This is a genomic window from Amycolatopsis sp. 195334CR (genome assembly GCF_017309385.1).
In the GTDB taxonomy this organism is placed as follows: Bacteria; Actinomycetota; Actinomycetes; order Mycobacteriales; family Pseudonocardiaceae; genus Amycolatopsis.
This window is the reverse complement of sequence record NZ_JAFJMJ010000001.1, coordinates 2,587,188-2,612,117: the sequence shown is the minus strand read 5'-3', so window position 1 is coordinate 2,612,117 and position 24,930 is coordinate 2,587,188. Positions and strand designations below refer to the sequence as shown.

Here is a 24,930-nt window from a genome sequence, read left to right as displayed (position 1 = left end):
GATTTTGCATCCTGCCATCCACGTGGGTCAACTGCCCAGCATTGGGACGTTACAGCGCCGTTTCGACTAGGTCTTTCCCGTGTCTTCCTTGTGGCGAAGTGGACGACATCACGCCTGCGTATCGCGCGATCACCCGTTCGTGAGCGACGATGAGTTCCATGAACAACAACGCGCCGCCCAGGTTGTCGCCGGCCGGGATGCGGGCCAGGACCAGCTCCCGGAACGGCCGGGCGGGCGCGCAGTTCGACGGTTACCTGGCGAAGGACCGCCCGCACGCCGGTGCCTACGACGAGATGTTCGCCGAGGACGGCACCGTCCGCCCGCCCTACCGCGCGTTGTTCGAGTCGCTCGCCGGCTACGACTCGACCGATCTGACCGCCCGCTCCGCGGCGCTGGACCGGGCGCTGGTCGACCAGGGCATCACCTTCTCGCTGTCCGGCCAGGAGCGGCCGTTCCCGCTGGACCTGGTGCCGCGGGTGATCACCGCGGCCGAATGGCTCAAGCTCGAACGCGGCGTGGCGCAGCGCGTCCGCGCGCTGGAGGCGTTCCTCGACGACGTCTACGGCGACGCGCAGATCCTCGCCGACGGCGTCCTGCCGCGTCGCCTGATCACCTCGTGCGCGCACTTCCAGCGCGAGGCGTTCGGCATCAGCCCGCCCAACGGCGTGCGCATCCACGTGGCCGGGGTCGACCTGGTGCGCGACGAAGCGGGCACGTTCCGCGTGCTCGAGGACAATCTGCGCAACCCGTCGGGCGTGTCGTACGTGATGGAGAACCGCCGCACGATGGCGCGTGTGTTCCCGGACCTGTTCGCCCAGCACCGGGTGCGGCCGGTCGGCGACTACGCCTCCCACCTGCTGCGCTCGCTGCGCGCGGCGGCCGCGGCCAACGTGGCCGACCCGATGATCGTGGTGCTCACCCCCGGCATCCACAACTCCGCCTACTTCGAGCACTCCCTGCTGGCGCGGCTGATGGGTGTGGAACTGGTCGAGGGCCGCGACCTGTTCTGCCGCGACAACGTGGTCTACCTGCGCACCACCGAGGGCGAGCGGCCGGTGGACGTGATCTACCGGCGCATCGACGATGAGTTCCTCGACCCGGTGCACTACCGGCCGGACTCGGTGCTCGGCATCGCCGGCGTGCTCAACGCGGCCCGCGCCGGGAACGTGGTGATCGCGAACGCGGTGGGCAACGGCGTCGGCGACGACAAGCTGGTCTACACCTACGTGCCGGACATGGTGAAGTACTACCTCAACGAGAAGCCGCTGCTGCCCAATGTGGACACCTACCGCTGCTGGCTGCCGGACGAGCTGGACTACGTGCTCGCGCACATGGACGAGCTGGTGGTCAAACCGGTCGAGGGCTCCGGTGGGTACGGCATCGTCTTCGGGCCGGAGGCCTCGGCGAAGGAGCTGGCCGACCTGCGGCGCAAGGTGAAGGCCGACCGGCGCGGCTGGATCGCCCAGCCGGTGGTGCAGCTGTCCACCGTTCCGTCCAAAGTGGATGACAAGCTGGCGCCGCGGCACGTGGACCTGCGGCCGTTCGCGGTCAACGACGGCAACTTCGTTTTTGTCCTGCCCGGCGGGCTGACCAGGGTGGCGCTGCCGGAGGGCAGCCTGGTGGTCAACTCCTCACAGGGCGGCGGGTCGAAGGACACCTGGGTGCTGGCCAGCCGGTCGTCCTCCGCCGACCGCGAACTGGCCGAGCCGGCACTGGCCGAGCAGTCCCAGCTGGACGGGCTCGCCGCCGAACAGGGTCCCGAACTGACCAGCGCCCAGCAGCAGCAACAACAATGAGGAGGCAGGCATGCTCGCCCGGAACGCCGAATCGTTGTACTGGATCGGCCGGTACGTGGAACGCGCGGACGACACCGCGCGCATCCTCAACGTGTCGGTCCACCAGCTGCTGGAGGACGCCACCGTCGACCCGGACCACGCCAGCCGCCAGCTGCTGACCGTGCTGGGCATCCAGCCGGAGGAGCGGGGCGAGCTGGACGTGTGGAAGCTGACCGAGCTGGTCGCCTACAACAAGGACAACGCCAGCTCGATCGTCGGCTCGATCACCGCCGCCAGGGAGAACACCCGCGGTGCGCGTGAGGTGGTCTCGACCGAGTTGTGGGAGTGCCTGAACGCCACCTGGAACGCGGTGCCGGACCGGCAGCGCTACGCCCGGCGGGCCGGGCCGCACTCGTTCTTGTCGTTCGTGGAGGAGCGCGCGGCGATGTTCGCCGGACTGGCCGACTCGACGATGAGCCGCGACGACGGCTGGCTGTTCATGGTGCTGGGCCGGTCGGTGGAACGCGCGGACATGGTGGTGCGGTTGCTGTTGTCCCGGGTGCAGGACCGCGCGTCGTCGCCGGGCTGGATCACCGTGCTGCGGTCGACCGGCGCGCAGGACACCTACCTGCGCACGTACCGCGGCGCGCTGGACGCGGGCCGGATCGTGCAGTTCCTGCTCCGCGACTCGCTGTTCCCGCGCTCGGTGTTCCACGCCCTGCGGCAGGCGGAGTACTGCCTGGACAAGCTGCAGAAGGGCAGTCACGGGCGCGGCAACGAGAAGGCGGAGGCGCTGCGGTTGCTCGGCCGGGCGCGCAGCGAGCTGGAGTTCCTGCGGCCCTCGGATCTGCTGGAGGAACTGCCGAAGCGGCTGGGTACCTTGCAGACGACGATCCGGGAGATCGGGGAAGCGGTGTCGGTGCAGTACTTCCACTCCTCGCCCTGGGTGGCGTGGCGCGGTGCGGAGGTTTCGCTATGAGCTGGCAGGTCCGCGTGGTGCACCGCACCGGGTACCACTACGCCACCCCGGCCATGCAGTCGTACAACGAGGCCAGGCTGACCCCGCGCTCGGACCGGCGGCAGACCCTGGTGGCGAACCGGCTGGAGACCACCCCGGCGACCAGGGCGTACCGGTATTCGGACTACTGGGGCACCGTGGTGACCTCGTTCGACCTGCACGCGCCGCACACGGAGTTCACCGTGGTGGCCACGTCGCTGGTGGAGACGGCCGAAGCCGCCTCGCCCATTCACGAGGCGAGCTGGTCGGACCTGCGCGGGGACAAGGTGATCGACGAGCACACGGAGTTCCTGACGCCGACGGAGTACACGCCGCGGGATCGCGAGCTGGCGAAGGTCGCGCGGGATCTGCGGAAGGGGAAGGACCCGGCGGACACCGTGCTCGCGGTGTCGGACTGGGTGCACGAACAGCTGAAGTACCAGCCGGGCACCACCGGCGTCCACAGCACGGCGACCGACGCCTGGCAGGCGCGGGAGGGCGTGTGCCAGGACTTCGCGCACGTGACGCTGACGATGTTGCGGTCCATCGGCGTGCCGGCGCGGTACGTCTCGGGTTACCTGCACACGGAACCCTCGGCGAAACTCGGCCAGACTGTGCAGGGCGAATCCCACGCCTGGGTCGACGCCTGGACCGGCGGCTGGTGGGCCCACGACCCGACGAACGCCATCCCGGTCGGGCCACGCCACGTCTGGGTCGCGACGGGGCGGGACTACGCGGATGTGGCGCCTCTCAAGGGCATCTTCACCGGGGGTGGGGAGTCCACACTGGACGTTTCCGTGGAGCTGACCCGGGTGGCCTGAGCCGTGGTGGACGTCGAACCCCTCCAGCTGAAGACCGACGAGCTTTGCTGCCAGTACGCGTGGCGCGATGCGCGCGAACTTCGTGCGGACGTGGCCTTCTGGCTCGGCACGGTGAGACGCCTGCTCGCGGGCCCGTGCTCACTCGGCGACCGGCGGGAACTGCTCGTGGTGCTCGGGTGGCTTTGCCTGCTGATCGGCTGCCTGGACTACGACCTGGGTGACCGGCGTGGCGCCGAATCCGCCCGGCTGGCCGCTTTCCGCGTGGGGCGGGAGACGAACCACGGCGAGATCCAGGCCTGGTCCTTCGAGATGGGCGCCTGGTTCGCCCTGACCCAGGGAAGGCACCGGGCCGTCGCCGACTTTGCCCGCGGCGGGCTCCGGGCCGCGCCCCATTCATCGGTCGCCGTGCAGCTGACCGCGCTGAACGCCAAGGCGGCGGCACGCCGGGGCGAATGCGTCGACAGGCTCCTCGACCACGGGTTTTCGTTGCTGGGCAAGCACGACAACCCGTCGCGGCCTGGGCACCACTTCGTCATCGACCCCACGAAGTGGCCGTTCTACGCGATGGACTGCTACCGGATCGCCCGGCAGGACGACAAGTCGGCACAGCACGCGAGCGAAGTGCTGCGACTGTCGCGCGGACCCGGTGGCGTGGAGAAGTCACCGATGCGCGCGGCGGAAGCCAAGCTGACGCTGGCCGCCCTGAGCTTGCGCGGCGGGGATCTGGAAGCCGCCGCCGACTACACGGCGAAGGCGCTCAGCGTCGAGCGGAAGTCGGTCAACTCCTTGTTGCTGGTGGCCGACGAGGTGGCCATGGAGGCACGAAGCCTCCGCTCGGGCGCCCCCGCGATCCGGGAGATCGGTGAACGGATCGAAGCCGTTCGGTCGAGGGCGCCCGAGCGATAAGTCAGGCCGTCGCGTGGGCGTGGAGGATGTGGGCGACCGCGGTGGTCACGCGCTCCGCCTGCGCCAGGTTCAGCCACTCGTCCGGGACGTGGGCGTTCGAGTCCGGGCCCAGCGCGCCCGTGACCAGGAACTGGGCGTTCGGGTACTTCTCCCCGAGCAAACCCATGAACGGGATCGAGCCGCCCAGGCCCATGGCTCGCCAGGGGGCGTTGAACACCGTGGAGCTCACCTCGTCCAGCGACGCCGACAGCCAGGGTGCCGTGGCCGGGGCATTCCAGCCGTCGGCGTGTTCGAGGCCCGCCAGCTCCACGGTCGCCGAGTACGGCACGTCCGTGGTCAGCGCCTTCTCCAGCGCACCCAGCGCGGCCGCCGAATCGGCCGTCGGCGGGAGGCGGAAGCCCAGCGCCAGCGTGCTGTGCGCGCGCAGCACGTTGCCCGCGTCGATCGGCTCCGGGAAGCCCGAGGCGCCGATCACCGACAACGTGGGCCGCCAGCTGTTGTTCAGCAGGAGCTCCACCTCGTCCTCGTGGACCGTGGTGGTGCCACCGTGCAGCGGGAACGCCTTCTTCATCGCCCCGGGCGCCGCGGCGGCGGCCGCTTCGGCTTCGGCGGCGCGGTCCGCCGGGATGTCCACGTACATCTCGTCGAGCAGCAGGTGCCCGGTCTCGGCGTTCTCCACCCGGTCCAGCAGCTCGCGCAGGATCCGGAACGAGCTGGGCACCACACCGCTGGCCAGCCCGGAGTGCTGCCCGGAGTCGAGCACGCGCACGGTCAGGTGCAACTGGACCAGCCCGCGCAGGCTGGTGGTCAGCCACATGCGCTCGTAGTCGTTGCCGCCCGAGTCCAGGCACACCACGAAGGTGACCTCCCCGAGCCGGTCGCTCAGGTGCTCCAGGTACGCGGGCAGGTCGGGGCTGCCCGACTCCTCCCCGGTCTCCAGCAGCACCACGGCCCGCGCGTGCGAACCGCCCGCCTCGCGCAGTGCCTCCAGCGCGGCGGTCGCGGCATACCCGGCGTACCCGTCGTCGGCCGAGCCGCGGCCGTACAGCTTGCCGTCCTTGACCACCGGCTTCCACGGGTCGAGCCCCTCGGACCAGCCACCGAGCGGCGGCTGCTTGTCCAGGTGCCCGTAGAGCAACACGGTGCCCTTGTCCTCGGCACCCTCGGTGGCCGGCACGTCCAGCAGCAGCACCGGGCTGCGGCCGGGCAGTTCCACCACGTCGATCGAGGCACCGGGGATCGCCCGGCTCCCGAGCCAGTTCCGGACGTGCTCGACGGCGGCGGCCAGGTGGCCGCTGTTCGCCCAGTCCGGATCGAAACCGGGGGACAGGGCGGGGATCGCCACCAGCCCCGACAGGCTCGGCAGGATGTCGTCCGCCCAGAGCCGCCGCACGGTTTCACGCATCGCGGTCGCATTCACAGTCTGATCCACCTCACCCATCCTGCCACCAGGTCATTCGCCGGCGTGCGCGTGCAGAATCCTGGCCACCGCCTCGGTCACCCGCTCGGTCTGCTCCAGGTGCAGCCACTCGTCCGGCACGTGCGCGTTGTTGCCCGGCCCGCGCGGCCCGGTGACCACGAACTGGGCGTCGGGATAGGCCTCGGCGAACAGGCCGAGGAACGGGATGGTGCCGCCGAGCCCGAGCGCCCGCCACGGCTCGCCGAACACGTCCACGCTCACCTTGTCCAGCGTGGTCGCCAGCCACGGCGCCAGCTTCGGCGCGTTCCAGCCCGCCGCGCCACCCGCCCGGCCGATCTCCACCTTCGCGTCGTACGGCACGTCGGTGGTCAGCGTGCGGACGATGGCTTCGAGCGCCACCTCGGCGTCGGCGGTCGGCGGCAGCCGGAAGCTGAGCTTGAGCCCGGTGAACGGCCGCAGCACGTTGCCCGCCGCCTCCAGCGACGGCAACCCGCTCGCCCCGGTCACCGACAGCGTGGTGCGCCAGGTGTTGTTGAGCACCAGTTCCACGGGGTCGTCGCTGGCGGTGCGCACGCCCTCGGTGATCGGCAGTTCGGGCCGCAGGCCACCTTCGGCCACGGCCAGGCGCACCTCGGCCAGCCGGTCCTCCGGAATCTCCACGCTCAGCTCCGGCAACAGCACTTCGCCGGTCCGCGAGTCCTCGAGCCGGTCGAGCAGCTGCCGGACCACGCGGAACGAGCTGGGCACGAGCCCGCTGGAGTGCCCGGAGTGCACACCGGAGTCGAGCACGCGGACGGTCAGGTCGAGGAAGGCGATGCCGCGCAACGAGGTCGCCAGCCACAGCCGCTCGTAGTCGCCGCCCGCCACGTCGAGGCAGACCACCAGGCCGACCCGGCCGATGCGGTCGCGCAGGTGGTCGAGGTAGGTGGCCAGGTCGGGACTGCCGGACTCCTCGCAGGTCTCCAGCAGGACGACGGTGCGCGCGTGCCTCCCGCCCGCGCGGTGCAGCGCCTCCAACGCGGTCGCGGCGGCGTAACCGGCGTATCCGTCGTCACCGGCGCCGCGGCCGTAGAGGCGGCCGTCCTTGACCACCGGCGTCCACGGGTCCAGGCCGGGCGACCACTCACCGGCCGCGGGCTGCTTGTCGAGATGGCCGTAGAGCACCACGGTGTCCTCGGTGGTCGCCCCGGTCGCCGGGATCTCCAGCAGCAGCAACGGGGTCCGGCCGGGCAGCTTGACCACCTCGACCACCGCGCCGGGCAGGTCCCGCGCGGCCAGCCAGGCACGCATGTGCTCCACCGCCGCGTGCAGGTGGCCGTTGCTGGCCCACAGCGCGTCGAAGGCTGGCGAAAGCGCCGGGATGGTGACGAACTCCGAAAGGCTCGCCAGTGCGTCGGTGCGCCACGTGTCCTGAATCGTCTCCCGAAGCGTTCGCTGGTCCATGCCTCGATCCTGACAGAGGGGGTGGGGTACATCACAGGGGGCGAACGGCCGGTCGGCGGCGTGCAGCCGGGTGCCCGCCGGGCTCGCGCCCGCTGCTGGTCCAGCCGTACCAGTGCGCCCTACTTTCGGCTGCCCCATCATCGGGTTTCCTAGTGTTTTCCCTGTTCAGCCCGGTTTTTCCGGCAACGAATCAATCTCCGGGACTCACCATCGACGGCTTCTCGTGCCAGGATGTGCGCGAGAACCGTCACCGCCGACGGACCGGGTGCTCGACCGAGTCCCCAGGGCCGCCGGCGAAGTCGCGGCGGCTGCCACAAGCGGCTGCGCGGCACCGAACTGAGGAGAACGAGCGAATGTCGTCCCCGGAACAGTGGACGCATCCCGAACCGGGCGCCGGGCCGGCCGCGACAGCGGCGGAACCTACTCCGGAGCAGGTGATCGCGGGTTTGCGAGCAACAACCGAGGGTGGAGCCGAGCTCACCCAGCTGCTGACTCCCGAAGGTGAACGCGTCGCTTCGGCGCAGTTCGACCCGTACGTCTCCGACATCGACGACGAGGCGCTGCGGAACCTCTACCGCGACATGGTGCTGGTCCGCCGGGCCGACCGCGAGTCGAACGCCATGCAGCGCCAGGGCCAGCTGGGCATCTGGGTGCCGCTGCTGGGCCAGGAGGCCGCGCAGATCGGCTCCGGCCGCGCGCTCCGCCCGTCCGACATGGCCTTCCCGAGCTACCGCGAGCACGGCGTGGCGTGGACCCGCGGGGTCGACTTCCGCGAGCTGATCGGCATCTTCCGCTGCTCCGACCACGGTGGCTGGGACTTCAAGCACCACGGCTTCCACCCGTACACGATCGTCATCGGCAACCAGGTGCTCAACGCCACCGGGTACGCGATGGGCCAGAAGTTCGAGGGCAAGGTCGGCGACGACAACGGCGAAGCCACCATCGTCTACTTCGGTGACGGCGCCACCAGCCAGGGCGACGTGCACGAGGGCTTCGTCTGGTCCGCGGTCTACGACGCGCCCGTGGTGTTCTTCTGCCAGAACAACCAGTGGGCCATCTCCGAGCCCACCGAGCGCCAGTCGCGCCTGCCGCTGTACCAGCGCGCCCGCGGTTACGGCTTCCCCGGCATCCGGGTGGACGGCAACGACGTGCTCGCCTGCCTCGCGGTCACCCGCTGGGCGCTCGACGAGTGCCGCCACGGCAACGGGCCGGTGCTGATCGAGGCGTTCACCTACCGGATGGACGCGCACACCACCACCGACGACCCCACCCGCTACCGGCTCTCCGACGAGCTGGAGGAGTGGAAGCTCAAGGACCCGATCGAGCGGGTGCGCGCGCACCTGGCCCGCGGTGGCGGTGCCGACCAGGAGTTCTTCGACAAGATCGACGCCGAGGCCGACAGCTTCGCCGCCGAACTGCGCGACTTCGTGTTCAACATGCCCGACCCGCCGCCCGAGCGGATCTTCAGCAACGTCTACGCCGAGCCGTCGCCGGTGCTGGAGGCGCAGCGGCGCGAGTACCTGTCCTACCTCGAGGGTTTCGCGGGGAGTGAGCACTGATGGCCGCACCCGTGAAGGCCAAGGCGGACGGCGCGACCGGCGCCGTGCAGAACCTGACCATCGGCAAGGCGATCAACCTCGCCCTGCGCACCGCGATGGAAGCCAACGACAAGGTTATCGTCCTCGGGGAGGACGTGGGCAAGCTCGGCGGTGTCTTCCGGATCACCGACGGACTGCAGAAGGACTTCGGCGAGCAGCGCGTGCTGGACACGCCGCTGGCCGAGTCCGGCATCATCGGCACCGCGGTCGGCCTGGCCGTGCGCGGGTTCCGGCCGGTGTGCGAGATCCAGTTCGAGGGCTTCATCTTCCCCGGCTTCGACCAGATCGTCAGCCAGGTGGCGAAGCTGCACTACCGCACCCAGGGCGGGGTCAAGGTGCCGATCGTGATCCGCGTGCCGTTCGGCGGCGGGATCGGCGCGGTGGAGCACCACTCGGAGTCCCCGGAATCGCTGTTCGCGCACGTCGCCGGGCTCAAGGTGGTGTCGTGCTCGAACGCGGTCGACGCGTACTGGATGACCCGGCAGGCCATCGAGAGCGACGACCCGGTGCTGCTGTTCGAGCCGAAGCGGCTCTACCACTCGGGCAACCTGCGGGCCGAGGTCGACACCACGGCCAAGCCGGCGCCGCTGCACGCTTCGCGTGTGGTGCGCTCCGGTGACGCGGCCACGCTGGTGGCCTACGGGCCGTCGGTGAAGGTCTGCCTCGACGCCGCCACCGCCGCGCAGGAGGAGGGGACCTCGCTGGAGGTCATCGACCTGCGCACGCTCTCCCCGCTGGACCTGGACCCGGTGTTCGAGTCCGTCCGGCGGACCGGCCGGCTGATCGCGGTCAGCGAGGCGCCTTCGGAGTCGTCGCTGACCTCGGAGATCGCCATGCGGGTGCAGCAGGAGTGCTTCTACTCGCTGGAGGCACCGGTCCTGCGGGTCACCGGGTTCGACACCCCGTACCCGCCGGCGAAGCTCGAGGAGGACTACCTCCCCGACCTGGACCGGGTGCTGCACACCGTCGACCGCTCGCTGGCCTGGTAGGGGGATTCGCGAACATGCCGCAGTACAAGCAGTTTCCCCTGGCCGACACGGCGGAGGGGCTGACCGAGGCCGACATCCTCAACTGGCACGTGAAGCCGGGTGACGAGGTGAAGGTCAACCAGATCGTGGTGGAGATCGAGACCGCAAAGGCGGCCGTCGAACTGCCGATCCCCTGGGCCGGGGTGATCACCGAGCTGCACGTGGAGCCGGGGCAGACGGTCGAGGTCGGGACGGCGATCCTGACCATCGACACCGATCCCGGCGGGGCACCGGCGGAAGCGCCTTCGCCGAACGGTGCGGCGGCCGCGCCGGCACCGGCGGCCGAGGAGGAGATGAAGCCGCTGGTCGGCTACGGCTCCAAGACGGTCACGGCGAAGCGGCGGGCGCGGAAGGACGCGCCCGCTGCTGTCACTCCTGCTCCGGCTGCCCCGGCTCCGGCCGCTCCTGCCGCGCCGGTCGCTCCGGTCGCTCCGGTCGCTCCGGTCAAGGGCGGGTACGTGCCGCTGGCGAAGCCGCCGGTGCGCAAGCTGGCCAAGGACCTCGGCGTCGACCTGCACACGCTGGCCGCGGACGGTCAGGTGATCACGCGGGAGGACGTGCAGCGCGCGGCTTCCGGGCCGGAACCGGCGGCTGCTCCGGCGGCTGCGGCGCCCCCTGTGTCCACTGTGGACGCCGCAGGGGAGCGCCGGGTGCCGATCAAGGGCGTGCGCAAGGCGACCGCGAAGGCGATGGTGGACAGCGCGTTCACCGCGCCGCACGTGACGGAGTTTCTGACCGTCGACGTGACGCCGATGATGGAGCTGCGGGAGAGGCTGAAGAAGAGCCCGGCGTTCGCCGGGATCAAGCTGACCCCGCTGGCGTTCGCGGCGAAGGCGATGTGCCTGGCCGCGAAGCGGACGCCGGACGTGAACGCCTCCTGGGACGAGGAAAACCAGGAGATCGTCTACAAGAGCTATGTGCACCTCGGCATCGCGGCGGCGACGCCGCGGGGGCTGATCGTGCCGAAGATCCGCAACGCCGAGCAGTTGTCGCTGCCGGAGCTGGCGCGGGCGCTGAGCGACCTGACCGACGTCGCCCGCGAAGGCAAGACCGCGCCGGGTGACATGGTGAACGGCAGCATCACGATCACCAACGTGGGCGTGTTCGGGGTAGACACCGGGACCCCGATCATCACCCCCGGCGAGTCGGCGATCCTGGCGTTCGGCGCCATCCGCGACACCCCGTGGGTGGTCGACGGCGAGATCAAGGTGCGGAAGGTGCTGCAGCTCGCGCTGAGCTTCGACCACCGAGTGGTCGACGGCCAACAGGGCTCCCAGTTCCTGTCCGACGTCGGCATGCTCCTCGCCGACCCGGCGAGCGCCTTCATCCTCTGATCCATTGCTATGAGTGGGGCATTACTTGCGTTGATTGCAAGTAATGCCCCACTCATAGCATTCGGGGGTCAGGGGCGCTCTTCGTCCCATAGGGCTTGGCCGGTGCGCCGGTAGCGCACGTTCGGGCTGCGCACCGAGGTCCCGATCAGCTCGACCAGTCCTTCCTGCCGGAGGATGCGCAGCCAGCGGGCGAGTGCCTTGTCGGCCAAGCCGGTCGCCGACGCGATCTCGGCCCGGTTGAGGTCTCCGGCGGCCAACGCGGCCAGTACTTCCGCGCGCCGGTCGGCCCTCGCTGGAGCCGACGCCGCCGACGCCGCCTCGGCGGTCAGCTCGTAGCGGGTCCACCGGCTGCCGCCGAGTTGCGTGAGCAGTCCCCGGGCCACCAGATCGCCGAGTTCGGCCGTCGCGCGCCGGGAGTCCAACCCGCTCGCACTCCGGTACGCCTTGTTGTCGAGCCCTTCACCGTTCTTGGCCATGGCCAGCCCGTGGCACTGGCTGTCGGTGAGACCGCGCTCGCCGAGACGGCGGATCCAGTCGACGACCTCCGGCCCGAACAACGCGTGGTTCGGGAAGGTGACCTGGAAGAACGACACCTTGTCGGCGAACCGCGGTGGGCTGAGCGAGGCGTCCCGCAGTGCGTTGATCATCGTCCGGATGCCGGAACCGCGGTTCTCGCAGACGGTCCGGCCCGTCCCGGGGATCGCCACGTCCTCGAGCAGCCTGAGCAGGGTCGCGTTCCGGGTGGAGGAAATGCCTTCCTCACCGAGGTCGTCCTCGGTGACCGGGCCGAACAGCCCGCCGGGGTTGCGGATGAGCAACCGGTCCGGATACATCTCGATCTGCACCTGGGTACCGCGGGCCGCCGGCGAGTAGTCGCGGTGTGCCACGGCGTTCACGATGGCTTCGCGCAGCGCCGCCTCCGGGTACTCCCAGGTGTCGAGGCGACCGGCACCGCGCACGGTGGCACGACGGCTCATGTTCCGCCGCAACGTGGCGAGCGCGTCGCCGACCATGACCGGGATCGAGCCCTCGATCGGCACGTTGTCGAGGAACCGCTCGCCCGTGGTGAGGTCGGCGCCGTCCGGCGTCGGGTAGTGGATGAAGGTGAGCAACAGCTGGGGGAAGTGCTCCTGCGGGTACGCGCCGAGCGCCAGCAGCCCGCCGAGCGTGACCTGGTCGCCGGTGAGCACTTTCGCCCGCCGCAACAGGTCTTCGGTGGCCAAGCCGGCGAACGCGTGCGGGCGGCGTTCGCGCAGCCGAGCGGCGAAGCCGTCCACCATGGTGGCGTCGAGGGCATCGATCCCGAGGTCCGGCACCGGCTCTTCGTCGAATCGCGGCTGGCCGCGGTTCGACAGCATCAACTGGACCTCGTAACTGGTCAGCCGCCGGTCCCCGTCGCTGACCCGGACATAGCTGCCCTGGGTCAGTCCGGCGCCCTTGTAGAAGCACGGCCGCCGGTCCGGTTCCAGCGCGGGCACTTCGGCGACGACGAGGTCGGCGCCTTCGAAGCGGTGGGCCCTGATCACCGGGCGGATCGGGGGTTCCAGCTCCTCACCGCACATCGAGGCGAGGTCGGCGCTCAACTTCGCCGCGTCACCAACCCCGACGGCGGCGAAACCAGCGGCTTCGTCCAAGCCGAGCACGAGGACACCGCCTCGGGTGTTCGCGAAGGCCGACACGGTTTCCCGTACCGACTTGGGCAGCTTGCCCGAGGCGCGTTTGGCCTCGACGTCCACGTCGTCCGCACCGAGTTTGCGCAGGTTGGCCACGACCTCCGCGAGTTCCTCATCGATCACCGCGCACCACCATGCTCACTAGCATGCCAACTAGCATGCCAACTGGGCTTGGCAGTTGGCATGCTAGTTCCCCGAAGGAATGAACTTGACGGAGTGAGCACTCACTCCGCAGACTGGGGGCATGAACCCACCTCCTGCCAAGCGGCGTGCGCCGGCGATGAGCGTCGAGCAGCGGCGCGAGATGATCGTCCGGGCGGTGCTGCCGTTGGTCGCCGAGCACGGTGCCGGGATCACCACGAGTCAGATCGCCAGGGCCGCGGGCATCGGCGAGGGCACCATCTTCCGCGCCTTCAAGGACAAGGACGAGCTGCTCGACGCCTGCATCGCCGAGGTCCTGCGACCGGACTCCGCGTTGCAGGCCATCGCCGAGATCCCGCTCGACCAGCCCCTGCGCGAACGGCTGGTCGACGCCGCCGCCACGCTGGCCGCGCACCTCGAGCGGTTGGGCTCGGTGCTCGGCGCCATGCTCGCCACCGGTCGGCCGCCGGGGCGACCCGAGCCGGACAAGCAGAACCTCCGCGCCCGCCGCGAGTCGTTCACGGTGATGCGCGACGGCATCGCCGAACTCTTCGAGCCCGAGCGCGACCGGCTCCGCCTCCCGCCGGAGAAGCTGGCCGCGTTGTTCTCCTCCCTCCTGCTCAGCCTGCACCGCGACGGCGACCAGGCCGCGACCGTCGACGAGATCGTGGACGTCTTCCTCAACGGGGCGTGCCAGTGAGCGATTTCCGCGGTGGGGGACCGCCGCCCGGCCTCCGGCGGCTGATGCGGCGGGCGGGCAAGGCAACCGAAAGCGGGCTCACCGGCCCCATCACCATTCCCGATCCCCGCGCGAACCCCGACGAACCGAAGGACCTCGCCGCCCGGCTCAAACGCGTGCGCGAGGCGGTCGGCGGCACGGTCCGCGGCCTGCCCCGCGTCGCCCGGCTGACCTGGGGTGCCGGGCGCCTGCTGACCATCGGCATCGCGCTGCTCACGCTGATCGCCGGCCTGCTCCCGACGGTCACCGCCTACGCCGCGAAGCTGCTGATGGACGCCGTGGTCGCGGCGATCTCCGGGCACGGCGGCACCACCGCGATCGTCTGGCTCGCCGCCTTCCAGTTCGGCATCTTCACCGCCACCGCGGTCACCACCGCGCTGACCAACATCTGCCAGCAACTGCTCACCGAACGCATGGTGCTGACCATCCGCCACCAGGTGATGGACCACGCCAGCCGCCTCCACCTGGCCTTCTTCGAGGGCTCGGAGTCCTACGACCTGCTGCGCCAGGCCGATCGCGAGGCCCCGCAGCGCCCGGTGTCCATGCTGACCTCGGGCCTCGGCCTGATCCGCACTTCGATCACCTTCGGCAGCATGATCACCCTGTTGATCACGGTGAGCCCGCTGCTCGCGCTCGTCGCGCTGGTCGCGCCGATCCCGGCGTTCGTCGCGCAGTCGAAGTACGGCGCCCGCGCGTTCACGCTGACCTTGATGCTCTCGCCGTTCCGCCGCCGCATGGAGTACCTGTCCATGCTGGTCACCACGGACAACCACGCGAAGGAGACCAAGCTCTTCGGCCTCGGCCCGTACCTGGTCGACCGGTTCCACCGGATCAGCACGGCCGCCTACGAGAAGCAGCGCAAGCTGATCCGCAACCGGAACCTGGCCGGTGCCGGGTGGAGCCTGCTGTCCACCTTCGCCGGGTCCGCGATCGCGTTGTACATCGCGCTCGAAGCGGTCGCGGGCAGGCTGACGCTGGGCGACCTCGCGCTGTACACCGCCGCCGCGACCGCCGTGCAGACCTCGGTGCAGGGCCTGTTCAACGCGTTCACCGGGATGTACGAGAACAACCTCTACCTGGACACGCTGTACAAGTTCCTCGGCACCGAACCGGAGATCGTCGCGCCGCCGGACCCGAAGCCGTTGCCGTCACCGCTGCTCGGCCGGGTCACGTTCGACCGGGTCAGCTTCCGGTACCCGGGTGCCGACGAGGCCGCGCTCGACGATGTCAGCTTCACCATCGAGCCGGGCGCGACGGTGGCCGTGGTCGGGCGCAACGGAGCGGGGAAGTCGACGCTGCTGAAGCTGCTGTGCCGGTTGTACGACCCGACCGACGGGCGCATCCTGCTCGACGGCGTGGACATCCGCGAGTTCGACCCCGACGAGCTGCGGCGGCGGATGAGCGCGATGTTCCAGGACCACGTCAGCTACCACGCGACGGCGGCGGAGAACATCGGCCTCGGCGACATCGACAACGTGACCGACCGGCCGCGCGTCGAGGATTCGGCACGCCGCGCCGGCGTGGCCGAGCGCATCGAGCGGCTGCCGAAGACCTACGACAGCCCGCTGGGCCGGTGGTTCGACCAGGGCATCTCCCTGTCCGGCGGTGAATGGCAGAAGCTGGCGCTGGCCAGGGCGTTCCGCCGGGACGCCCCGATCCTGCTGCTGGACGAGCCGACCTCGGCGCTGGACGCCGAAGCCGAGCACGAACTGTTCGCCCGGCTGCGCGAACTGGCCCGCGGCCGGACCACGCTGTACATCTCGCACCGCTTCTCCACGGTCCGGCAGGCGGAGAAGATCCTGTTGCTGGACAAGGGAAAGCTCGCCGAACACGGCACGCACGACGAACTGATGGCCCTGGGCGGGGGCTACGCGGAGCTGTTCACCCTGCAGGCCGCCGCTTATCTGGACGAGGGGTGACCTCCAGCCAGGCTTCCGGGATGACGGTGCCACCGGTGAGCTCGCAGTTGCTCAGGTGCAGCCAGCCGGTGGCACCGCCATCCCCGTCGGCCGGGAATTCGACGTCGTCGAAGCGGGACCACTCGAACCAGAACAGGTGCTCCCGGCTCACCCCGCGAATGTCCACTCTGGACCGCTCGAACCGGCAGTACGTCACCTCGATCCGGTCGAACAAGAAGACGTCGACGGCGACCGCGAGGTTGGCCCGCGACAGGTCGAGGACCCCGGTGACGAAGTCGCACCGGTTGAAGTGCACCATGCCGTCGCGGAGGCCGAGCCGGGAAAAATCGGCCTCCACCCCGGAGAAGTCGACCCGGTAGAAGTCGAGGTCGGCGCTGTTCAGCTTGCTGCCGTAGAAGTCCAGCGCGCCGGTGAACCGGGCGCCGACGAACTCGGCACTGGCGCCCTGGAACACCGACCTGGCGAAGGTGGTGCGCTCGGCCAGGAAATCGGTGCCGTGGCAGCTCAGCGTCCCGCTGAACCGGGTGCCCGCGAAGGAGGTGAACGCGCCGGTGAAGTCGGCCCGATCGAACACCACCCGGCCCCGGAAGGTGAGGCCGCTGAAGTCCGCGTTCTCCAGGACCACGTCGGAGAAGTCGAAGGTGAGCAGCGACCACCGGCTGTGCTTGCCGGTCCGCTCGCGGATCACCTTGAGCACCGCCGCCCGCACCTCCCGCTCACCGGCGTCGTCCGGGTCGGGGGCCACCCGCAGATAACCGCACAGGACGTCGACGCACACCTGCCGCTGCGCCGACCAGCCGTCGGCGAGGCCAGCCATGGCGTAGACCCCGGCCAGGCGAACCGCGGGGCTGGCGTGGGCAAGTTGCTCGGCGGCCACGCCGAAGCGCTCGTTGAAGGCCCGCGTGGCCTCGCGGTGGCCCTTCCGCACGGCGAGGTCGTGTTCCTTTTCGGTGACGCGCTGCTTGCGCAGGTTCACCGCGAGCAGGACGACTCCGCCGAGCCCGGCGACCACGGCCAGCGCGATCTTCAGCAGTTCGAGCAGCTGGGGCGGGCCGAAGGCGGCGCCTGGCGGCAGCGCGGGCCAGCCGAGCAGCCAGAGCAGGCCGGTCAGCACCCCACCGGCCACCAGCACGGCGACCACCAGCCAGCCGAGCACGGTGGTGGCCATCCCACCGCGCCGCGCCACCACCAGGACGGCGAGCAGGAGCAGACCGCCCCCGATGCCGGCCCCGACCTGCCAGGTCAGCCAGTTCCACACGATCGATGACCCTAGCGGGGAGCAAATCGGGTGGATCGGTCGTTGAACAGGACATGGCTGTGGTTTTCCTGCTCTACGTGGTAGCCGAGGTGGCGGCCGTCTGGGCGGTCAGCTCGGCCATCGGCTTCTTCGGCACGATCGGCCTGCTGCTGGCGGGCGCGTTCCTCGGCTCGTGGCTGGCCCGCCGCGAGGGCGGCAAGGCGGCGCGCGCGTTCATGGAGACGGCCCGCTCGGGCCGCTCGGCGCACAACGAGGTGACCGACGGCATGCTGATCGGGCTCGGTGGCCTGCTGATCATGCTGCCGGGCTTCGTCAGCGACGTGGTCGGGCTGCTGCTCATCCTGCCGCCGACGCGCGGGGTGTTCCGCCGCTCCTGGCTTCGCCGGATCGAGAAGCGCGCGCGGTCGGCGCCGAACGTGCGCTCGCCGTTCCAGGGCAACGTGATCGTGGTGGACAGCGAAGTGGTCGAGCCGGACGAGCCCGCCAAGCCGAAGAACCACCCGGTTATTGAAGGCTAGCCTTCGGGATGTCGAAGTAGCTGCTGAACCGCACGGCCAGCGCGTAGTCGCCCTTCACCCGGACCTTGCCGGTGACGAACATGGCCGCGGCCGCGGTCACCCCGGTGGCCATCCGGATGAAATCCGCCGCGGAAACGGTGACCGTGGCGTCCGGGGTGCGGCCGAGATCGCTGCTGGAAACGCAGACCCCGTCCTCGACCACCGTCTGATAGCGGTCGAACGGACCGTCGGCGTCACCGTGGTGGAAACGCCAGCCGATCACGAACTCGACATTCTTGACCTTTTCCTCGATGAGGTGGTCCGACATTCTGCGGAATATCTCGTCGAGAAAGACCGAACGCAGTTCCTCGTGCGCGGCCAGCTCGTTGATCTGCTCTTTCGAGGCGTCGTTGACCACGTCGACGAGCAACTGGGTGGACAGCGAGCCGAGTTCGATGCCCGCGCCGACGGACCCGAGCATGTGCAGGGTTTCCAGTACCTGAACGAACTGTGCCGGGGTGAGCCGCCGGATCTCCAGCTCGCCGGCGAAGGCGTCCAGCACCGAATCCGCGCGCGGGCGCTCGACGGGCATGCGGCTCCGCCGCTGCAAAGTTCCGCGCCATCGCTCGCGCCAGGTGACGGGTTGGGAGGACACGGGAAACGAGTGTAGGTCGCGGTTCAGGGCTTGGGAAGGTCGAAGAAACCGATCAACCCGGCCGCGAATGCGAGATCGCCTTTTACCTTGATCCGGCCGGTGACGAACATAACCGCGGGCGTCGCCTGGTGGGTGATGAGTTTGAAAAAGTCGACCGGGGCCACGGTGATGGTCACCCGTGGTTTCTCCGCCGGCTCGCGGCTGACCGTGCATTCACCGTCCCGGATGACCGTCTCGAAGCGGTCGTAGCCGTCGGCGTCCGCACCACCGGTCAACCGCCAGCGGACCACCGCGTTCAACTCGGCCGCGCGATCGGCCTTGAGGTGCGCGCTCATCCGGCGGAAGATCTCGCCGAGCACCTTGTCCCGCAGCGCGCGGTCGGCCACCACCGTGTCCAGCTGCGCCTTCGACGCCCCGGCGATGATCCGCGCGAACTGCCGCGGCTCCACCTGACCGAGGTCCGCCGCGCGCAGCGCTTCGAGCAACGCCGGGCCCTCGAGCAGCTCGATGTCCTCCACGCCGACCTCCCGCTCTACCTACTCTCCGGTAAGTCTACCCGTCAGTAGGTAGCTGGGCAAACCGAAGGCCGCGTGCCGTCACACCAGCACGCCCGCGCCCGGTAGCGTTCACCGGACGAGGAGGTCGAGGTGTCCGAGGAAGTGCAGAGTCCAACGGGGCGAGCCAAGCGGCTGCCGCGGGCGGTGCGGGAACGGCAGATCCTGGACGCCGCCGTCCAGGTGTTCGCCCAGTACGGCTACCACTCGGCGTCGATGGACGAGATCTCCGAGGTGGCCGGCGTCTCCAAGCCGATGATCTACACCTACCTCGGCTCGAAGGAAGACCTGTTCGCGCAGTGCATCCGCCGCGAGGCCACCCGCCTGCTGGAGGCCATCCAGGCAGGCGTCCAGCCGGACCTCCCGCCGGACATGCAGCTCTGGTACGGCCTGCGCTCCTTCTACCGCTTCGTCGCCGAGTACCGCGAGTCGTGGACCGTGCTGCACCGCCAGGCGCTGGTGGTCGGCGGCCCGTTCGCCGCCGAGATCACCGACATGCGCAAGCGCGCGATCGAGCTGGTGGCCGCGCTGGTGGTCTCCGCCGGGACCCGCAAGGGCCTCGCCGAGCAGGCCGAGTTCTCCGGGGAGGGCCTGTCCGCGGCGCTGGTCGGCGCCGCGGAGTCGCTCGCCGACTGGGCGCTCGACCACCCCGACGTCTCCGACGGGGTGCTGGCCTCCTGGCTGATGAACCTGGTCTGGCTCGGCTTCAACGACCTCGTCGAAGGCGCGGTCTGGAAGCCGGCCGAACCCGGCGCCTAGAGCGCGGTGATCGAACCCGCGAGGTGCGGCTTCGGCTTCTTCGCGCCCCACAGCTCGAACGCCCAGCCGTCGCCGGTGGCCCAGCTGGTGAAGGCGACTTTGCCGGGCAGCAGCACGGGCAGCTTGAACCTGACGTCCACGGTGAACGCCTCGGGCAGCCTGCCCTCGAAGGCGGCCAGGCTGTGCGCCTTGGTCCACATGCCGTGCGCGATCGCCGCCGGGAAGCCGAACGCCTTGGCGGTCAGCGGGTGCAGGTGGATCGGGTTGCGGTCGCCGGACACCTCGGCGTACCGGCGGCCGATGTCGGCGGGCACCCGCCACAACGCGCTCGGCGACGGCGGCGCGAGCCGCTCACCCGAGCCCTTGCCGCCTTCCCCGCCACCGCGGCGCAGGTAGGTGCTCACGTCCGTCCACACCGGAGTGTCCTCAGTGGATTCAAGCGTGCTGACCACGTCGAACTGCTGCCCCTTCTCGTGCGGGCGCAGGTTCTCCGCGCGCACGCGCAGGGTGAACTCCTCGCCGAGCCGCACCGGGCGGTGCTGGGTGATCCGGTTCGCCACGTGCACCATGCCCAGCAGCGGGAACGGGAAGTCCGGCTCGGTCATCAACGCCATCTGCAAGCCGAAGGCGAGGATGTGCGGATAGGTCGCGGGCAGCTCGTCGCCGAAGCGGAACCCGCAGACGCGGTTGTAGGCGGCCAGGTGCGCCGGGTCGACGGTGACGCCGGTGCGCACGAACTCGGTGTCCGGCAGCCGCCCGCCCGACGGGCCGGACCGCAGGCCGCCGAGCAGCGCCTTCGGGTACAGCGTGCCGAGGCTCGGCGCCGCGCTCAGTTCCTTGGTGACCATCTCACGCTCCCAGGAAGGCCTGGCCGCACACGCGCACGACGTTGCCGTTGACCGCGCCCGAAGCCGGGTTCGCGTACCAGGCGATGGTTTCCGCGACGTCCACCGGCAGCCCGCCCTGGGCCAGGCTGGACAGCCGCCGCCCGACCTCGCGGATCATCACCGGCACGGCCGCGGTCATCTTGGTCTCGATGAACCCGGGCGCCACCGCGTTGATCGTGCCGCCCTTGGCCGCGAGCTCCGGCGCGCCGACGTCGATCATCCCGATCACGCCCGCCTTGCTGGTGGCGTAGTTGGTCTGGCCGAGGTTCCCGGCGATGCCCGCGATCGACGAGACACCGATGATGCGGCCGTTGTCGTTGAGCACGCCGTCGGCGAGGAGCTTGTCGTTGACCGCGAGCTGCGAAGCGAGGTTCACCGAGAGCACCGCGTCCCAGTGGCCCTCGGTGAGGTTGCCGAGCGTCTTGTCGCGGGTGATGCCGGCGTTGTGCACCACCACGTCGACGCCGCCGTGGCGCTGCTTGAGGTAGTCGGCGAGCTTCTCGGGCGCGTCGGCGGCGGTGATGTCCAGCTGCAGCGAAGCGCCGCCGACCTTGTTGGCCACCTTGGACAGGTCGCCGCCCTGCGCCGGGATGTCGAGCGCGATCACGTGGGCGCCGTCGCGGCCGAGCACCTCGGCGATCGCCGCGCCGATGCCCCGGGAGGCGCCGGTGACCAGCGCGACCTTGCCCGCCAGCGGTTTCGCCCAGTTCTCCGGGGCGGTGGCGGCCTTGCCGTGGGTGCCGACGCGGATCACCTGGCCGTCGACGAAGGCGGCCTTCGCCGAGAGCAGGAAGCGCAGCGTCGACTCCGTGGCCTCCTCGGCGCCCTCGGCCACGTAGACGAGTTGGGCGGTGGCACCGCGCTTCAGCTCCTTGCCGACCGAACGGACGAAGCCTTCGAGCGCCCGCTGGGCGATGCGCTCACGACCCTCGACCGCTTCCGGCGGCGTGCCGAGCACGATCACCCGGCCGGACGGCACGAGCTGGCGGATCACCGGCTGGAAGAACTTGTAGACCTCGCGCAGGCGGCCGGGCTCAGTGATGCCGGTGGCGTCGAAGACCAGCGCGCCGTGCTTGCCTTCGGCCGGGGTGGTGACGACCTCGATGCCCGCGTCGGCGAGCTGGGTGGACACGGCCTTTTCGAGCCGTCCGCCGGGGGCGGCGCCGAGCAGGGCCGGGCCGTCGAGCGGCGGCTGCCCGTTTTGGTAGCGGCGCAGCGGGTACGGGTTGGGCAAACCGAGTCGCGGCACCACGAACCGCCCGAGCTGGCTCTTCGCGAACTGCTGGTACCTGTCGGCCATGACCGTCCCTCTCGTGCGTCCGGTGTCACTGTGCAACCTAACCTACTAGCGAGTAGGTTACCCTACGGAGTACCTCACAAACTCGCCTCGGAGGAAAGATGGCCACGAAGAAGGCACCGCCGGTCCGCAGGGTCGCCATCGTGGGCGGCAACCGGATCCCGTTCGCCCGGTCGAACGGCCCGTACGCGCAGGCCTCGAACCAGGACATGCTGACCGCGGCGCTGGACGGCCTGGTCAGCCGCTACTCCCTGCAGGGCGAGCGGATCGGCGAGGTGGCCGCGGGTGCGGTGCTCAAGCACGCCCGCGACTTCAACCTGGCCCGCGAGTGCGTGCTGGGCAGCAAGCTGTCGCCGGAGACGCCGGCCAGCGACCTGCAGATGGCCTGCGGCACCGGCCTCCAGGCGATCGTCACGGTGGCGAACAAGATCGCGCTCGGGCAGATCGACTCGGCCATCGCCGGTGGCGTGGACACCACCAGCGACGCGCCGCTCGCGGTGAACGACGACCTGCGGCAGATCCTGGTCCAGCTGAACGCGGCGAAGACCGTCGGCGAGCGGCTGAAGCTGGCCGCGAAGATCCGGCCGGGGCACATCGTGCCGGAGATCCCGCGCAACGCCGAGCCGCGCACCGGCCTGTCGATGGGCGAGCACGCGGCGCTGACCGCGAAGGTCTGGGACATCTCGCGCGCCGACCAGGACGAACTCGCCGCCGCCAGCCACCGGAACCTGGCCGCCGCCTACGACCGCGGGTTCTTCGACGACCTGCTCACGCCGTTCCTGAAGCTGTCGAAGGACCAGAACCTGCGGCCGGATTCGAGCGTGGAGAAGCTGGCGAAGCTGAAGCCGACCTTCGGCGGACCCGAGGGCACGATGACCGCGGGGAACTCGACCCCGCTCACCGATGGCGCGTCGGCCGTGCTGCTGGCGACCGAGGCGTGGGCGAAGGCGCGGAAGCTGCCGGTGCTGGCGTACCTGACCTTCTCGCAGACCGCGGCCGTCGACTACGTGCACGGGGACGAGGGCCTGTTGATGGCGCCCGCGTACGCGGTGCCGCGGATGCTGGAGCAGGCGGGCCTGACCCTGCAGGACTTCGACTTCTACGAGATCCACGAGGCGTTCGCGTCGCAGGTGCTGGCGACGCTGAAGGCGTGGGAGGACCCGGCTTTCGCGAAGGAGAAGCTCGGGCTGGACACGCCGCTGGGCTCGATCGACCGGTCGAAGCTGAACGTGAACGGCTCGTCGCTGGCGGCCGGGCACCCGTTCGCCGCGACCGGCGGGCGGATCGTGGCCACCCTGGCGAAGCTGCTGGCCGAGAAGGGCTCGGGACGCGGGCTGATCTCGGTGTGCGCGGCGGGCGGCCAGGGCATCACCGCGATCCTGGAGAAGTAGCCGGCGCCAATGCTATGAGTGGGGCATTACTTGCGTTGATTGCAAGTAATGCCCCACTCATAGCATTCAGCTGGTGAGCTGCTTCGCGCGCTTCCGGGCCTTCCGGGTCTGCTTCCCGGCCGTCTTCTGCAGCGACTGGGCCTGCTTGCCCGCCGTCTTCTGCCAGGTCTGGGCCTGCCGCCCGGCCACCTTCGCGGCCTTCTTCGCGCGCCAGCCCAGCGACGGCTTGCCGTGCGTGTCGGCGGCGGCGAGCATCAGGCCACCGGCCAGGCCGGCGTTCTTCAGGAAGTGGATCAGCTGCTGCTGCTTCGCCTGCTCGTCCTTCTCCGCCCAGAACGGGTGGCCGGCCACCGTCGTCGGCACCAGGCTGCCGAGCAGCACCAGCGCGGACAGCCGCGGCGCCTTGCCCAGCGCGAACAGCGAACCGGCGGCGATCTTCAGCGCGGCATCCACCCGGACGAGCGTCACCGGGTCGGTGGGGACCTGCTCGGGCAGCTTGTCGGCGTAGCGGCCGACGGTGCTGTCCAGCAGCGGTTTGGCGGCTTCGGCGTGGCCCTCCGCCTGGCGCAGCGCGTTGATGCCGCCGCTGATGAAGATCGACGCGAGCAGGGGACGGGCCAATCGACGCAGAATCACGGGGTCACCTCTCCGACAACAAGTCAAGCTTGCTTCGAACGTACCCACATCCGCCCGGTCCTACCCGCCTATGGGGCTTTCTAGTGTCAGAACTAGAAAGCCCCATACCCGGTTAGCGAACGGAATAGGCCCGCGGCAGGGCGAACCCGCGCTCGGCGGCGACCTCCCGCAGCCGGTTCGGGTAGTCGGTGATGATGCCGTCGACCCCGTCGTCGATCAGCTTGTGCATGGTCGGCTTGTCGTTGATGGTCCACGGAACGACCTTCAGCCCGGCCCGGTGCGCCTCGTCGACCAGCGCCTTCGTGGTGAACGGGACGTAGTTGGGGTCGTTGACCGAACCACCCTGCGGATTGCCGTGCACCGGCGAGAGCGCGCTCGCGCCGAACGACTTCACCGCGCGCACCGGGCTGCCGCCGAAGTCGTCGATGTCCAGCCCGCCCAGCCACGGCGACTTGCCCGGCTGCCCGACCTGGAGGAACTCCGGCTGGGTCAGCGCCACAGTCTTCAGCCACGGCGCGGTCCGGCGCATCAGCATCAACGCGCCCCAGTCGAAGCTCTGGACGGTGGTGCGGTGCGCGAAGCCGGAGAAGGTGATCTCGCGGGCGGCCCGCTCGACGAACTGCTCACGCGGCGCGGTCTCGTGCGGCGCGGCCGCCTCCACCTTGGTCTCCACGTTGAACCGGATGCCCCACGCGTGGTACTTCCGCGCCAGGTCGAACACCTCGCGCAGGGTCGGCATCTTCGCGCCGGGCGAGAGCTGCTGGTCCGGGTGGTTCGGCTGCTTCTGCGAACCGCAGTCGAGCGTCCGGACCTGCGCGAAGGTGAGGTCCTTCACGTACTTGCCGACGTACGGGAAGGCGGGGTCACCGGGGAAGGCCGGCTGGGTGTCGGCGCACTTCGCCGGATTGGTCTTGCGGTCGTGGGTGACCACGTCCCGCCCGTCCTTGGTGATCTGGATGTCCAGCTCCAGCGTGGTGACCCCGAGTTCGAGCGCGGTGGAGAAGGCGGCGAGCGTGCCCTCCACGGTCAGCCCGAGCCCACCGCGGTGGGCCTGGATGTCGAATTCCTTGCGGGGGTGCGCCTGCGCGACGGTACCGCCGAGCACGGTCACGGCCACCGCCGCGACCAGCGCTTTGGGGAGGAGTCTCATGGACGGCGAGCTTTCCAGTCCCAGGCGTCTTCGAGGTGAACCCTGGAAGGAT

At 70.1% G+C, this 24,930-nt stretch carries 21 protein-coding genes and 1 pseudogene; 12 read left to right on the top strand and 10 right to left on the bottom strand.

The annotated features are described in order from the left end of the window. The first annotated feature begins 158 nt into the window (after window positions 1-158). Genes JYK18_RS12700 through JYK18_RS12685 form a run of 4 tightly spaced genes read left to right on the top strand, consistent with a single transcriptional unit; the run spans window position 159 to window position 4,499 of the window. On the top strand, window positions 159-1,796 hold the full coding sequence (locus tag JYK18_RS12700) for a circularly permuted type 2 ATP-grasp protein (protein WP_374195010.1): 1,638 nt from the start codon (window positions 159-161) through the stop codon (window positions 1,794-1,796). 10 nt (window positions 1,797-1,806) lie between these two features. Beyond that, window positions 1,807-2,754 (top strand): alpha-E domain-containing protein, encoded by a 948-nt coding sequence (locus JYK18_RS12695; RefSeq protein ID WP_206802277.1) that lies wholly within the window; start codon window positions 1,807-1,809, stop codon window positions 2,752-2,754. Beyond that, complete coding sequence (locus tag JYK18_RS12690) at window positions 2,751-3,593, top strand: transglutaminase family protein (RefSeq protein ID WP_206802276.1); 843 nt, start codon at window positions 2,751-2,753, stop codon at window positions 3,591-3,593. Before JYK18_RS12695 ends, JYK18_RS12690 begins: the two co-directional genes overlap by 4 nt. A gap of 6 nt (window positions 3,594-3,599) precedes the next feature. After that, complete coding sequence (locus JYK18_RS12685; protein ID WP_206802275.1) at window positions 3,600-4,499, top strand: hypothetical protein; 900 nt, start codon at window positions 3,600-3,602, stop codon at window positions 4,497-4,499. 1 nt (window position 4,500) lies between these two features. On the opposite strand, the gene JYK18_RS12680 is transcribed toward JYK18_RS12685, so the two are convergent. Continuing rightward, window positions 4,501-5,904, bottom strand: coding sequence for a M20/M25/M40 family metallo-hydrolase (locus JYK18_RS12680; RefSeq protein ID WP_374195048.1), 1,404 nt, complete (start codon window positions 5,902-5,904; stop codon window positions 4,501-4,503). Window positions 5,905-5,952: 48 nt separating this feature from the next. Then, on the bottom strand, window positions 5,953-7,362 hold the full coding sequence (locus tag JYK18_RS12675; protein WP_206802273.1) for a M20/M25/M40 family metallo-hydrolase: 1,410 nt from the start codon (window positions 7,360-7,362) through the stop codon (window positions 5,953-5,955). Window positions 7,363-7,715: 353 nt separating this feature from the next. Between JYK18_RS12675 and pdhA the strand changes: the two genes are divergently transcribed. From pdhA to JYK18_RS12660, 3 genes are read left to right on the top strand one after another with little or no spacing between them, the layout of a single operon-like run. Then, entirely contained in the window at window positions 7,716-8,921 is a 1,206-nt protein-coding gene (gene pdhA / locus JYK18_RS12670; protein WP_206802272.1) for a pyruvate dehydrogenase (acetyl-transferring) E1 component subunit alpha, read from the top strand. Next, the gene (locus JYK18_RS12665) at window positions 8,921-9,949 is read left to right on the top strand and encodes an alpha-ketoacid dehydrogenase subunit beta (protein WP_206802271.1); all 1,029 of its coding nucleotides are present in this window, start codon (window positions 8,921-8,923) and stop codon (window positions 9,947-9,949) included. The genes pdhA and JYK18_RS12665 overlap by 1 nt, the downstream gene beginning before the upstream one ends. Window positions 9,950-9,963: 14 nt before the next feature. Next, complete coding sequence (locus JYK18_RS12660) at window positions 9,964-11,322, top strand: dihydrolipoamide acetyltransferase family protein (RefSeq protein WP_206802270.1); 1,359 nt, start codon at window positions 9,964-9,966, stop codon at window positions 11,320-11,322. Window positions 11,323-11,390: 68 nt separating this feature from the next. Here the strand turns inward: JYK18_RS12660 and JYK18_RS12655 are convergent, their stop codons facing one another. Then, entirely contained in the window at window positions 11,391-13,118 is a 1,728-nt protein-coding gene (locus JYK18_RS12655) for an ATP-binding protein (protein WP_206802269.1), read from the bottom strand. Window positions 13,119-13,275: 157 nt separating this feature from the next. On the opposite strand from JYK18_RS12655, the gene JYK18_RS12650 reads away from it, so the two are divergent. After that, window positions 13,276-13,836 carry a TetR/AcrR family transcriptional regulator gene (locus JYK18_RS12650; RefSeq protein WP_206804191.1) on the top strand — a complete coding sequence of 187 codons (561 nt, stop codon included), beginning with the start codon at window positions 13,276-13,278 and terminating at the stop codon, window positions 13,834-13,836. Window positions 13,837-13,880: 44 nt separating this feature from the next. After that, on the top strand, window positions 13,881-15,794 hold the full coding sequence (locus JYK18_RS12645) for an ABC transporter ATP-binding protein (RefSeq protein ID WP_206804190.1): 1,914 nt from the start codon (window positions 13,881-13,883) through the stop codon (window positions 15,792-15,794). Here the strand turns inward: JYK18_RS12645 and JYK18_RS12640 are convergent. Further along, entirely contained in the window at window positions 15,757-17,052 is a 1,296-nt protein-coding gene (locus tag JYK18_RS12640) for a pentapeptide repeat-containing protein (protein WP_206802268.1), read from the bottom strand. The genes JYK18_RS12645 and JYK18_RS12640 overlap by 38 nt on opposite strands. Window positions 17,053-17,105: 53 nt before the next feature. Between JYK18_RS12640 and JYK18_RS12635 the strand changes: the two genes are divergently transcribed. After that, window positions 17,106-17,570 (top strand): FxsA family protein, encoded by a 465-nt coding sequence (locus JYK18_RS12635; protein ID WP_206802267.1) that lies wholly within the window; start codon window positions 17,106-17,108, stop codon window positions 17,568-17,570. On the opposite strand, the gene JYK18_RS12630 is transcribed toward JYK18_RS12635, so the two are convergent. Together JYK18_RS12630 and JYK18_RS12625 are read right to left on the bottom strand one after the other, a co-directional pair. Further along, complete coding sequence (locus JYK18_RS12630) at window positions 17,557-18,141, bottom strand: SCP2 sterol-binding domain-containing protein (RefSeq protein WP_206802266.1); 585 nt, start codon at window positions 18,139-18,141, stop codon at window positions 17,557-17,559. The two genes, JYK18_RS12635 and JYK18_RS12630, sit on opposite strands and share 14 nt — an antisense overlap. Before the next feature lie 86 nt (window positions 18,142-18,227). Beyond that, window positions 18,228-18,689 (bottom strand): annotated as a pseudogene (locus tag JYK18_RS12625) (SCP2 sterol-binding domain-containing protein); the annotation flags it as partial. A gap of 162 nt (window positions 18,690-18,851) precedes the next feature. On the opposite strand from JYK18_RS12625, the gene JYK18_RS12620 reads away from it, so the two are divergent. Then, on the top strand, window positions 18,852-19,517 hold the full coding sequence (locus tag JYK18_RS12620; protein WP_206802264.1) for a TetR/AcrR family transcriptional regulator: 666 nt from the start codon (window positions 18,852-18,854) through the stop codon (window positions 19,515-19,517). On the opposite strand, the gene JYK18_RS12615 is transcribed toward JYK18_RS12620, so the two are convergent. Then, a complete protein-coding gene (locus JYK18_RS12615; RefSeq protein WP_206802263.1) occupies window positions 19,514-20,365 on the bottom strand; it encodes a MaoC/PaaZ C-terminal domain-containing protein in 852 nt (283 codons plus the stop codon). The genes JYK18_RS12620 and JYK18_RS12615 overlap by 4 nt on opposite strands. A 1-nt stretch (window position 20,366) precedes the next feature. Continuing rightward, entirely contained in the window at window positions 20,367-21,704 is a 1,338-nt protein-coding gene (locus tag JYK18_RS12610; RefSeq protein WP_206802262.1) for a 3-oxoacyl-ACP reductase, read from the bottom strand. Between the two features lie 98 nt (window positions 21,705-21,802). Between JYK18_RS12610 and JYK18_RS12605 the strand changes: the two genes are divergently transcribed. Further along, on the top strand, window positions 21,803-23,092 hold the full coding sequence (locus tag JYK18_RS12605; protein WP_206802261.1) for an acetyl-CoA C-acetyltransferase: 1,290 nt from the start codon (window positions 21,803-21,805) through the stop codon (window positions 23,090-23,092). 66 nt (window positions 23,093-23,158) lie between these two features. On the opposite strand, the gene JYK18_RS12600 is transcribed toward JYK18_RS12605, so the two are convergent. Both JYK18_RS12600 and JYK18_RS12595 read right to left on the bottom strand, forming a co-directional pair. After that, a complete protein-coding gene (locus tag JYK18_RS12600) occupies window positions 23,159-23,728 on the bottom strand; it encodes a DoxX family protein (protein ID WP_206802260.1) in 570 nt (189 codons plus the stop codon). Between the two features lie 112 nt (window positions 23,729-23,840). After that, window positions 23,841-24,878, bottom strand: coding sequence for a glycerophosphodiester phosphodiesterase family protein (locus tag JYK18_RS12595; RefSeq protein WP_206802259.1), 1,038 nt, complete (start codon window positions 24,876-24,878; stop codon window positions 23,841-23,843). Between the last annotated feature and the right edge of the window lie 52 nt (window positions 24,879-24,930).

Coding starts and splice junctions, on each gene's coding strand:
- JYK18_RS12630 (WP_206802266.1), bottom strand. CDS start 18,141: ATGCCCGTCGAGCGCCCGCGCGCGGATTCGGTGCTGGACGCCTTCGCC.
- JYK18_RS12610 (WP_206802262.1), bottom strand. CDS start 21,704: ATGGCCGACAGGTACCAGCAGTTCGCGAAGAGCCAGCTCGGGCGGTTC.
- JYK18_RS12645 (WP_206804190.1), top strand. CDS start 13,881: ATGCGGCGGGCGGGCAAGGCAACCGAAAGCGGGCTCACCGGCCCCATC.
- JYK18_RS12675 (WP_206802273.1), bottom strand. CDS start 7,362: ATGGACCAGCGAACGCTTCGGGAGACGATTCAGGACACGTGGCGCACC.
- JYK18_RS12660 (WP_206802270.1), top strand. CDS start 9,964: ATGCCGCAGTACAAGCAGTTTCCCCTGGCCGACACGGCGGAGGGGCTG.
- JYK18_RS12595 (WP_206802259.1), bottom strand. CDS start 24,878: ATGAGACTCCTCCCCAAAGCGCTGGTCGCGGCGGTGGCCGTGACCGTG.
- JYK18_RS12605 (WP_206802261.1), top strand. CDS start 21,803: ATGGCCACGAAGAAGGCACCGCCGGTCCGCAGGGTCGCCATCGTGGGC.
- JYK18_RS12615 (WP_206802263.1), bottom strand. CDS start 20,365: ATGGTCACCAAGGAACTGAGCGCGGCGCCGAGCCTCGGCACGCTGTAC.
- JYK18_RS12695 (WP_206802277.1), top strand. CDS start 1,807: ATGCTCGCCCGGAACGCCGAATCGTTGTACTGGATCGGCCGGTACGTG.
- JYK18_RS12650 (WP_206804191.1), top strand. CDS start 13,276: ATGAGCGTCGAGCAGCGGCGCGAGATGATCGTCCGGGCGGTGCTGCCG.
- JYK18_RS12665 (WP_206802271.1), top strand. CDS start 8,921: ATGGCCGCACCCGTGAAGGCCAAGGCGGACGGCGCGACCGGCGCCGTG.
- JYK18_RS12635 (WP_206802267.1), top strand. CDS start 17,106: ATGGCTGTGGTTTTCCTGCTCTACGTGGTAGCCGAGGTGGCGGCCGTC.
- pdhA (WP_206802272.1), top strand. CDS start 7,716: ATGTCGTCCCCGGAACAGTGGACGCATCCCGAACCGGGCGCCGGGCCG.
- JYK18_RS12690 (WP_206802276.1), top strand. CDS start 2,751: ATGAGCTGGCAGGTCCGCGTGGTGCACCGCACCGGGTACCACTACGCC.
- JYK18_RS12680 (WP_374195048.1), bottom strand. CDS start 5,904: ATGCGTGAAACCGTGCGGCGGCTCTGGGCGGACGACATCCTGCCGAGC.
- JYK18_RS12700 (WP_374195010.1), top strand. CDS start 159: ATGAACAACAACGCGCCGCCCAGGTTGTCGCCGGCCGGGATGCGGGCC.